Annotated in this window: 11 protein-coding genes; 9 read left to right on the top strand and 2 right to left on the bottom strand. The window is 67.9% G+C overall.

What is annotated here, in order from left to right; translation table 11 throughout:
* Positions 1 to 690: hypothetical protein (locus VI056_08685; GenBank protein HEY6203108.1), on the bottom strand; the 690-nt coding region annotated here is incomplete at its 3' end.
* A 110-nt stretch (positions 691 to 800) separates the two neighbouring features.
* On the opposite strand from VI056_08685, the gene VI056_08680 reads away from it, so the two are divergent.
* The 9 genes from VI056_08680 (at position 801) to VI056_08640 (ending at position 9,052) form a co-directional block, all read left to right on the top strand.
* Positions 801 to 1,448, top strand: a complete 648-nt coding sequence (locus VI056_08680) for a helix-turn-helix domain-containing protein (protein HEY6203107.1) — start codon at positions 801 to 803, stop codon at positions 1,446 to 1,448.
* Complete coding sequence (locus tag VI056_08675; GenBank protein ID HEY6203106.1) at positions 1,445 to 1,915, top strand: (2Fe-2S)-binding protein; 471 nt, start codon at positions 1,445 to 1,447, stop codon at positions 1,913 to 1,915. The genes VI056_08680 and VI056_08675 overlap by 4 nt, the downstream gene beginning before the upstream one ends.
* Positions 1,912 to 4,326 carry a molybdopterin cofactor-binding domain-containing protein gene (locus VI056_08670; GenBank protein HEY6203105.1) on the top strand — a complete coding sequence of 805 codons (2,415 nt, stop codon included), beginning with the start codon at positions 1,912 to 1,914 and terminating at the stop codon, positions 4,324 to 4,326. The genes VI056_08675 and VI056_08670 overlap by 4 nt, the downstream gene beginning before the upstream one ends.
* Before the next feature lie 3 nt (positions 4,327 to 4,329).
* The gene (locus VI056_08665; GenBank protein HEY6203104.1) at positions 4,330 to 5,340 is read left to right on the top strand and encodes an FAD binding domain-containing protein; all 1,011 of its coding nucleotides are present in this window, start codon (positions 4,330 to 4,332) and stop codon (positions 5,338 to 5,340) included.
* Positions 5,333 to 5,929 (top strand): nucleotidyltransferase family protein, encoded by a 597-nt coding sequence (locus VI056_08660; protein ID HEY6203103.1) that lies wholly within the window; start codon positions 5,333 to 5,335, stop codon positions 5,927 to 5,929. The genes VI056_08665 and VI056_08660 overlap by 8 nt, the downstream gene beginning before the upstream one ends.
* A gap of 73 nt (positions 5,930 to 6,002) precedes the next feature.
* The gene (locus tag VI056_08655; GenBank protein ID HEY6203102.1) at positions 6,003 to 6,791 is read left to right on the top strand and encodes a hypothetical protein; all 789 of its coding nucleotides are present in this window, start codon (positions 6,003 to 6,005) and stop codon (positions 6,789 to 6,791) included.
* Between the two features lie 18 nt (positions 6,792 to 6,809).
* Positions 6,810 to 7,718, top strand: coding sequence for a hypothetical protein (locus tag VI056_08650; protein ID HEY6203101.1), 909 nt, complete (start codon positions 6,810 to 6,812; stop codon positions 7,716 to 7,718).
* Positions 7,719 to 7,798: 80 nt separating this feature from the next.
* Positions 7,799 to 7,939, top strand: coding sequence for a hypothetical protein (locus tag VI056_08645; GenBank protein HEY6203100.1), 141 nt, complete (start codon positions 7,799 to 7,801; stop codon positions 7,937 to 7,939).
* A 12-nt stretch (positions 7,940 to 7,951) separates the two neighbouring features.
* Positions 7,952 to 9,052, top strand: coding sequence for a hypothetical protein (locus tag VI056_08640; protein ID HEY6203099.1), 1,101 nt, complete (start codon positions 7,952 to 7,954; stop codon positions 9,050 to 9,052).
* Here the strand turns inward: VI056_08640 and VI056_08635 are convergent.
* Positions 9,028 to 9,462: a choice-of-anchor D domain-containing protein gene (locus tag VI056_08635; GenBank protein HEY6203098.1), complete on the bottom strand. Its 435-nt coding sequence runs from the start codon at positions 9,460 to 9,462 to the stop codon at positions 9,028 to 9,030. The two genes, VI056_08640 and VI056_08635, sit on opposite strands and share 25 nt — an antisense overlap.
* Between the last annotated feature and the right edge of the window lie 43 nt (positions 9,463 to 9,505).

Raw genomic sequence — 9,505 nt, 5'->3', positions numbered from 1 at the left:
GAAGATGCTCACGACCGTCGTCACTTCGAAGAGCTGCTCGTTCGTGAGTCCAAGGCTCCGTAGCACCTCGGCGCGGTAGAGCATCGAGAGCTTTCCGTCGTTGACGACGCTGGTGGCATACGCGACGAGCTCCTTGTTGAGGCGGGAGACCTCGCCCTCGTGCACGGTGGCGACCTCACGGTCGAGGACGATCTTCGTGTACTTCGGATCGTTCGCCATGTAGAGGAAGTACCGCGGCACGCTCCCGAGCTTCTGCCGCACCTCGACGAGCACAGGGGCCGACGGATCCTGCGCGCGCATGGGTGCGTTGTCGTTGAAGGCGAGGATCGCCCTCTCGAACACGTTGATGCTCGTGACGTGCGCGACGGTCGCCGCGAGCTCGACGATCTGCCCGCTGTCGAGCCCGTATTCGAGCTGGAGGCTCCGCGTGTGCGCGTGCAGCTCGTACGGCGCGGACCTCGCCGCCGCCACTGCGAGGCCGATCATGTGGTTCTGCAGGTTCAGAAGCCCGCGCTTGGCCATGATGTGCGCGAGCTCCTGGTGCTCGCCGATGAGGATCGAGGGCCGCAGGCCGAGCGCACGGGTCGACGCGGTCATGCTCGGCGCCTTCGAGATCTCGCGGATCATGGCGTCGACCTTCTTGACCATGTCGTTGTGCTGAGATTCCTCGGGCAGCTTGATCGTCGGCATCTCGTTCCTCCTCGGGCTTGCGCGGAGTCTAGGGTCCCATCTCGGCATGTTTTCGCCGTCGTACTATCCTGCGTACGCGTATGGCAGGGAATACGGGGAGCTTGCGGCCCGTGCCGGCGGTCGACAAGACCGCGCGCGTGCTGCGCGCACTGGCCGACGGTGGGCGGCCACAGGGCATCTCCGAGCTCGCGCGATCGCTGGGCGTCTCCAAGGGCACGCTGCGCGACATCCTCCTCACCCTGGACACTCACGGCTTCGTCGTACGTGACCCCGACACGCGCTTCCGCCTCGGTCCGGAGCTGCGCGCGCTCGCGGACGCGAGCTCTCCGGATCTGCGCGCGCTCGCGCAGCCACACCTGGTCAGCCTGATGGAGACGTTCGGTGAGACCGCGGTCCTCGGCGTTGTCCACGACGGCAAGCTCGAGATCGCGGCGCGGGCCGAGCCGAGCACTGGACTGCACATGAGCGCGCCGCTCGGGCGGCGACTGCCGCTCGATGCGGGCGCGCACGGGAGGGTGCTGCTCCACGGTGAGGCGATCGGCTACGACGACCAGGAGCTCTTCCGCGGCGTGCGTGCCGTCGCCGCGCCAGTGACGGACGCGCGCGGCCAGCGTGTGGCCGCCGTCATGGTGGTCGGTTTCAGGGAACGGATCGACCTGAGGACGCTGCGTCGGATCGGCGAGCGCTGCGCGAGCGCCGCCGCCGCGATGTCGCGGCGCATCGGCGCGCCTCCGCACGGTCAGGCGGTCAGCGCGTGACGAAGTCGCTCATCACGCTTCGCGTCAATGGCGAACTGCACACCCTTGCTGCCGAGCCTCATCACACGCTGCTCGAGGTGCTGCGCGAGGAGCTCGGGCTCACGGGCACGAAGCACGGCTGCGAACTTGGCGAATGCGGCGCGTGCACGGTCCTCGTCGACGGCCGCCAGGTGTTGTCCTGTCTCGTCCTGCCGCAGCAGATCGGCCTGGCCGAAGTAACGACGGTCGAAGGACTCGCGAACGGACCCGAGCTGCATCCGCTGCAGATCGCGTTCGCCGAAGAGGGTGCTGCGCAGTGCGGCTACTGCACACCCGGGATGCTCCTCTCGGCGAAAGCGCTCCTCGATGCGCATCCCCACCCCACCCGCGAGCAGATGGCGGACACGATCAGCGGAAACCTTTGCCGCTGCACGGGCTACACCTCGATCTATGAAGCGATCGAGAAGGCGGCCGCGAAGCCGACATGAGCGAGTTCTCGGTCTTGGGGCGCCGTCTTCCGAAGGTCAATGCCTGGGCGCATCTCACCGGAACGGCGCTGTACGCGGACGACATCCGCCTGCCGCGGATGCTCCACGGACGCCTGCTGCGCTCCACCCAGCCCCACGCGCGGATCAAGCGTGTCGACGTATCGCGCGCGCTCGCTCACCCCGGCGTCGTCGCGATCGTGACCGGCGCCGACATGCCCGAGAAGATGGGGATCATGCCGTCGACGCAGGACGAGACGGCACTCGCAGTGGACAAGGTGCGGTACGTCGGCGAGCCGGTCGCGGCGGTCGCCGCGCTCGACGAGGACGCCGCCTACGAGGCGCTCTCGCTCATCGACGTCGACTACGAGCCGCTCGAGCCGATCTTCACGATCGAGGAGGCGCTGGTTCGCGAGGACGTGAAGATCCACGAGGACTCGCGGCGCGCGAATGTCTTCAAAGAGGTCCACCTCGCGTTCGGCGACCTCGACGCCGGTTTCGCGGCAGCCGACCTGATCCGCGACGACTGGTCGTTCTTCGAAGGCAACACGCACGCGCCGATCGAAACGCACTCCTGCGTCGCGTCGTACGACGGCAACGGCAAGCTCACGCTGTGGACGGCGACGCAGGTCCCCCACTACGTGCACCGCGAGCTCGAGAAGGTGCTGAAGCTGCCGCGTTCGCAGATCCGCGTGATCGCGACGCCGAACGGCGGCGCCTTTGGCGGGAAGAGCGATCCGTTCGGGCACGAGTTCTCGGCCGCGCTCCTCTCGATGCGCACGAAGCGGCCCGTGAAGTTCACGCTCGACCGCGAGGAGGTCTTCTATGCGCACCGCGGCCGCCACCCGGTGAAGATGCACCTGCGCACCGGCGTGAAGCAGGACGGAGAGATCACCGCGGTGCACTTCCAGAGCTACCTCGACGGCGGCGCGTATGCGTCGTACGGCATCGCGACGACCTACTACACCGGCGCGCTCATGACCGTCACGTACCGGATCCCCGCCTACAAGTTCGACGGCGTGCGTGTCTACACGAACAAGCCGCCGTGCGGGCCCAAGCGCGGCCACGGCACGACGCAGCCGCGGTACGCATTCGAGTGCCAGCTCGACAAGATCGCGACGGAGCTCGGCTTCGATCCGATCGAGTACCGGCTACGCGTCCTGCAGCCTGCCAACTCGCGGACGGTGAACGACCTGCGCATCACGACGATGGGCCTGGGCGAGTGCCTCGCCGCCGTGCGCAAGGCGACGGGCTGGGACGCCAAGCGCGAAGGCCTTCCCAAGGGAAAGGGCATCGGCGTCGCGGGCAGTGCGTACATCTCCGGCGCGGGCCTGCCGATCTACTGGAACCCGATGCCGCACTCCGGCGCCGAGATCCGCATCGACCGCGGCGGCGGCGTCACGGTCATGTGCGGCACCGCGGAGATCGGCCAGGGCTCCGACAACATGCTCGCGTCGGTCGCCGCGGAGGCGCTCGGCGTGCTGCCTGAGGACGTGCATGTCGTCTCGGGCGACACCTCGCTCGCGCCGGTCGACCTCGGCTCGTACTCGAGCCGCGTCACGATGATGGCGGGCAACGCGGTCAAGGACGCGGCGATGAAGCTGCGCGCCCTGCTCTTCGAAGCCGCGTCGGAGAAGCTCGGCGTACCGGTGGAGCGGCTCGCGACGGCCTACCGGCGCGTGTACGACCTGCGCGACACGGAGAAGTTCCTGTCATTCGTCGAGGCCGCGAACCTCGCCGAGGGGAAGCACGGGACACTCGTCGCAGCGGGCAGCTACAAGCCGCCGGCCGGCATCGGCGGGAGCTACAAGGGCGCCGGCGTTGGTCCGACGCCCGCGTACTCGTACCAGGCATCCGTCGCCGAGGTATCCGTAGATCTGGAGACGGGCACGCTCACCGTCGACAAGATCACGACGGCGCACGACTGCGGCCGGGCCCTGAATCCGGCGAACGTCGAGGGGCAGATCGAGGGCTCCGCGTACATGGGGTATGGCGAGGTCATGGTCGAGGAGCAGATCTTCCGCGGCGGGCTCCACAAGAAACCGTCACTGCTCGACTACAAGCTGCCGACGTCGCTCGACACGCCGGAACTTGAGGCGATCCTCATCGAGACCAACGACAGCGAGGGTCCCTACGGCGCGAAGGAGGCGGGCGAGGGTCCGCTGAACTCTGTCGTCCCGGCCATCGCGAACGCGGTCTACGACGCGATCGGCGTGCGCTTCGACGAGACCCCGATCACCGCGGACAAGATCCTCGACGCGCTCGGCAAGCGCGACAACCGAGGCGCGCCGAAGGACCGCATCGGGCCGGATGGGCTCGGCGACGGCAAGGTCGACCCGAGGAACGCGATCCGCAGACTCACCGCATCGACCGACGCGCGCGAGCGCAAGAAGACCGGGACGAAGGCGGACTAGACGATGCTGCGACTCCCGCGCTTTCGAATGGTCGAACCCACGACGTGGACCGAGGCGGCGACGCTGCTGCGCGATCACGGCGCTGCCGCGTCGGACATCGCGAGTGGCACGCCGAACGTTCCGGTGATGCTTGTCGCGGGTGGGACGGATCTCTTCCCGAACATGAAGCGCCGGCAGTTCACACCACGGATCCTCGTCTCGCTCGGACGCGTGAAGGGGGCGCGCGAGATCAGCAACGGGTCGGCGCTGCGCATCGCCGCCGGCGCGACGCTGACCGAGGTCTCCGCGCATCCGACGGTGCGCGCGAAGTACACGGCGCTCGCGCAGGCCGCGGGCGTGGTCTCGACGCCGCAGCTGCGCAACATGGGGACGATCGGCGGCAACCTCTGCCTCGACACGCGATGCAACTGGTACGACCAGTCCCTGTTCTGGCGCACGGCCGAGGGCTACTGCATGAAGACCCATCCAGCGGTCGTGTGCCGCGTCGCGCCTTCGAGCCCACGCTGTCTCGCGGTCGCGAGCGCCGACACGGTGCCCGCGCTCATCGCGCTGGGCGCGAAGGTGACCGTCGAGAACGCGGATGGCCGACGCGACCTCGATCTCGCCGACCTGTACCGGGAGGACGGCATCCGCTACCTCACGATCGGTCGCGATGACGTCGTCGTCTCCGTGACGCTGCCGGATGCGACGGGATGGCGGAGCACGTATCTCAAGCTGCGCGATCGCAACTCCTTCGACTTCCCGATCGCCGGTGTCGCCGCGGCCGTCCGGATCGACGGCGGCGCCGTCACCGAGGCGCGCATCGCCGTCACTGCGCTCGCGTCGCGCCCCGTCTCCGTCGACGCGAGGGCACTCATCGGGACGAAGCTCGGTGACGAAGCGATCGCCGCGGCGGCCGATGCGGTGTACAAGGCGGCGCGTCCGATGGACAACACGTCAGGAACGATCTCGCAGCGCAAGCGCGCGGCCCGCATCTTCACCGAGCGCGCCCTACGATCCCTCCGCGATGCCTGACACCTTCCGCGCCGTGGCCGTCGTCACGGCGGCAGGATCGGCGGAGCGCTTCGGTGGCAAGAAGCTCCTCACGCCGATCGCGGGCGAGCCGCTCCTCGACCACACCATCCGCAGCCTGCTCGAAGGCGGCGTCACCGAGGTGATCGTCGTCGTCGGTGCCGACGCGCGGCGCGAGCTCGAGCGCGACGTGAACGCGATGAACGACCCACGCGTGCGACCGGTCGAGAACCCCGACCCGTCGCGCGGCATGTTCTCGTCGATCCAAGTGGGCGTCGCGACCGCGAACGGCGACGCGCTCGTCGTGCTGCCGGGCGACATGCCCTACGTCAAGCCGGGGACGGTGCGCGCGCTGATCGCGAAATATCGCGAGCGACCCGCGATCGTCTCACCGCGTTACCGCGGGAAGCGCGGGCACCCCGTCGTGATGCCGCTCACACTTCGCGACGAGATCGCGGCGACCGCGCCGACTGCGAATCTTCACGACGTGATACATCGTCATCAAGACGAGCGCGTCGACCTCGACGTGGACGACGCCGGCGTGATCCGCGATGTGGACACACGAGCCGATCTCGAGCGGCCCGCCGACTGATCCTTCGCTTTGCGCAAACAACAAAACCGGTCGCGTTGACGAAGGCTGGCAGGGTGTCTAACTTGCCCCTGCGGTGGATTCAGGCCCGAACAGGCACGGCGGACAGGCCAACGGGACCGACGTTTCGCGTCGCGATCTCCTGCGAGGAGCGGCACCGATCGTCGCGTTCGTTGCACTGGAAGCGCTCGGCGGCACAGCCGTCGCGAGCGCCGCGACGCCGCGCACGGCGAAGTTCGCCGAAGCTGTCGTCTTCCCAGACCCGACGCTGTGCATCGGCTGTCTCACATGCGAGGTCATCTGCTCGCAGGAGCACAAGCGGGCGGGTCTTTCTGATGTTCCGCGCATCCGCATCTTCAACGACCCTCAGACGAAGGTCGACCCGCTGATCCAGGCCGCGTATCCCGACCGCGGCCAGTTCCATCAGGAGCCCTGTCTCCAGTGTCCGACCGCCGAATGCCTCTACGTCTGCCCGGTCGACGCGTTGCAGGTCGAGCCGCGCACCGGTGCGCGATTCATCCGCGAGGACACCTGTGTGTCGTGCGGCCGCTGCAACGAGGCGTGCATCTTCCCGACGAGCGACCTCACGAACGCGACGAATCACGGTGACTCCCCGCCGCAGAAGTCGCGCATCACCTACGACCCGGTCGCCGACACGTTCGCGAAGTGCGACCTGTGCTTCTGGCGTGACGGTGGACCCGCGTGCGTCGAGCGCTGCCCGGTCAACATCCGGATCCGCCAGGGGATCATCAAGACCGAGCCCGGGCGGCTATGCCTCGACGCTCCCGCATCGACCAAAGAGACCTGGAACAAGCTGCGCGCGCTCCAAACGTTCGAGGGCAGTCCGGCTCAGGGCAAGGCGTAACGCGGCGCCGGTGAGCACGTGAGGATCGTCACCTGGCTCGTTGTCGTGGCCGGCCTGGCAATCGCCGCATTCGGTGTCATGACGGCAGTCGGCCAGGCGGGATCCGGCGCGCAGCCGTGGAGCAACGAGCTTTCGGACAACTTCGTGTTCATCAAGGCGCTGCCGTTCGTTATCGCGTTCGGCTTCGCCGCCGGCATGCTGATGGCGAGGACGTACGGCGCGAAGGTGCGCTCCGGTGGTGTGGTGCGGCGCTGGAGTCCCGGCACGGTGTTCGGACACGCCGTCCTCACGCTCGGCTTCGTCCTGGCCCTGCCCACGGGCATGTGGCAGTACCTCGGCGGCATCCTCGATGTGAACCTGCCGATCCCGCTCTACCTCTTCTACCGCGTCCACTACATCGGCGCGTCCGTCGTCCTCTTCGCCGTCGCGGCGTTCGTGTCGTACCTCTGGATGACCGGCGACCGATCGTTGCTCGTCCCGCGCGGCCAGTGGTCCCGTCATCTGCTCGGGCTCGCCTACGAGCTGCCCCCACGGATACGCGGGCCCTACGCGAAGCTGCTGCGCATCGATCTCAACCAGCCGCGGCCGCCGGCGGGAAAGTTCTCGTTCTACGAGAAGGTCGTCGAGTTCCCGAGCTGGTCGATCCTCCTCGCGCTCATCACGATCACCGGTCTCATCAAGGCCGGGCGCTACGTCGTACCGGTGCCGGGCTTCGGCCTCTGGGTCGCCTCGACGCTCCACGTCGCGGCGATGGTGGGCATCGTCGTCAAGCTGCTCGACCACCTGCGCTACACGCTCCCGCGCTGGCCGCTGATGGTCTCCATGGCGACGACCTGGGTGAAGGAGGGCTCGGTGCCGGCCGGCCGGCAGGGCTCGACGGAGCGTGGCGGATCGGCGGCCGGGGTCGCCAGCGGTGGCGACGGGTGAGGCGTTTGGTCGCAGTTTCGGGCCTTCTCTGGACTCTGGCGAACCTCGCCGTAGCCTACTTCTTCGTAACCAGCGCCTTCGTGGCCAAGACCGCGGCGAAGGAAGGGATCCTGGCACAGCTTTCGCTTCTCCTGGGAGGCGTGTTGATCGCAGGCTTCGCGATCCTGCTCGCTCGCGAGTGCGTGCGGATGATGACATCCGATTCGTCCGGGGCCGCGTAGACGATGAGCCGCATGTACGCCCTGCGCGTCCTGTACCTCGCCCTCGCCGTCATGCTGCTCAGCGCGCACGCCAGCGCGATCGGCGCGTCGCCGATCCGCCAGCTCACGAGCAGCACGGCCACGAACGTCCGCCCATCGTGGAGCCATGACGGCAAGAGCATCGCGTTCCAGAGCAATCGCGACGGCCCGTACCACATCTACGTGATGAACACCGACGGAAGCAACCTGCGACAGCTCACGAGCGGCGACAACGACGACCGTCATCCCAACTGGAGCCCCGACGGGAAGTCGATCGCCGTCGACACCGGCACGGAGATCCGGCGCGAGATCGCGCTCATCGACGTCGCGTCGAAGAACCGGACGCAGGTCACCAAGCTCGGCATGACCTCGCAGTTCCCGAGCTTCAGCCCCGATGGGAAGACCATCGCGTTCTTCCTCTACAACCTCGGGACGATGAACCTCTGGACCGTCGCCAAGGACGGCGGGAACCCCGCGCCGGTCACGAAGGATCTCGCGACGGAGGCGAACAACCAGTGCACCTTCGCGTGCCATGCGGCGCGGTGGTCGCCCGACGGACGCGAGATCGCGTTCTCCGACGGCGACAACGCGCGCGTGATGCTCATGGCCTCGCTCACGTCCGGGGCCGCAACGCCGATCTCACCCGTTGGCGAGAAGAGCCACTTCCCGGTGTTCCTCGCGGACGGTCGCCTGGTCTACGTGACCGAGACCGTCACGGCCATCCAGAGCTACACGGATCTGTGGATCGTCGATCCCAACGACCTCTCGACCGCACGCGTGGACCTCGCACAGAACATCCAGGCGCAGGGCCCATTCGAGCTGAACAAGGACGGCACCGAGCTCTTGTTCTTCTCACCGCGCACCGGCAACTTCGAGATCTACTCGGTGACCCTGGACGCGGCCGGAAAGGCGGCGCTCGCGGAGAAGTCCCAGGTCTCGACCGGATTCGGCATCACGCGAACGCCGACCTCACCGAAGAGCTCAACCCTTCCGTTCCAGGTGACGCCCGAGCTCATCGTGCTCGGCATCCTCGCCCTCCTGGCCATCGGCCTCGAGCTGACGGTCTGGATCTACCGGAGGCGGCGCGCGGCGTAGCGACTCAGCTGACGATGCCCTGCCCCGCGAGTGGAACGAGCTGCGGGCTGCCGGCTTCGTTGCTTGGGATCCGCAGGTCCGCGCTCTTCGGCCCGGTCGTCGATGGGGGTGAACGTGAGATCGCAGTTCGTGTGCGCGCCGGGCGCGAGCGTCTGACCCGAGCAGTCGGTCACGATCGCGAACGCGGCGGCATCCACGCCGCCGATGGCGAGCGTTGCGAGGACCGGGTTCGCGTTGCCCGTGTTCGTGAGCGTCAGTGTCACCGCGGCGCTCGTCGTGTTGATGAGCCGCAGCCCGAAGTTGATGCTCGGCGGCTCGACGTCGAGCTTCGCACCGACTCCGGTCCCCGCCAGATCGACGTCGAGCGGAGCCGGCACGGCGTCATTCGGGAAGTCGAGCTGCGCCTGCATGGCTCCGAACTGGGTCGGCGCGAAGCGGACCGTGAGGCTTGCA

The organism is Candidatus Limnocylindria bacterium (genome assembly GCA_036523395.1).
In the GTDB taxonomy this organism is placed as follows: domain Bacteria; phylum Chloroflexota; class Limnocylindria; order P2-11E; family P2-11E; genus CF-39.
The sequence above is the reverse complement of the archived record's forward strand: the minus strand, read 5'-3'. Positions and strand labels throughout refer to the sequence as shown.

Coding starts and splice junctions, on each gene's coding strand:
- VI056_08670 (HEY6203105.1), top strand. CDS start 1,912: ATGAGCGAGTTCTCGGTCTTGGGGCGCCGTCTTCCGAAGGTCAATGCC.
- VI056_08665 (HEY6203104.1), top strand. CDS start 4,330: ATGCTGCGACTCCCGCGCTTTCGAATGGTCGAACCCACGACGTGGACC.
- VI056_08660 (HEY6203103.1), top strand. CDS start 5,333: ATGCCTGACACCTTCCGCGCCGTGGCCGTCGTCACGGCGGCAGGATCG.
- VI056_08640 (HEY6203099.1), top strand. CDS start 7,952: ATGTACGCCCTGCGCGTCCTGTACCTCGCCCTCGCCGTCATGCTGCTC.
- VI056_08635 (HEY6203098.1), bottom strand. CDS start 9,462: ATGCAGGCGCAGCTCGACTTCCCGAATGACGCCGTGCCGGCTCCGCTC.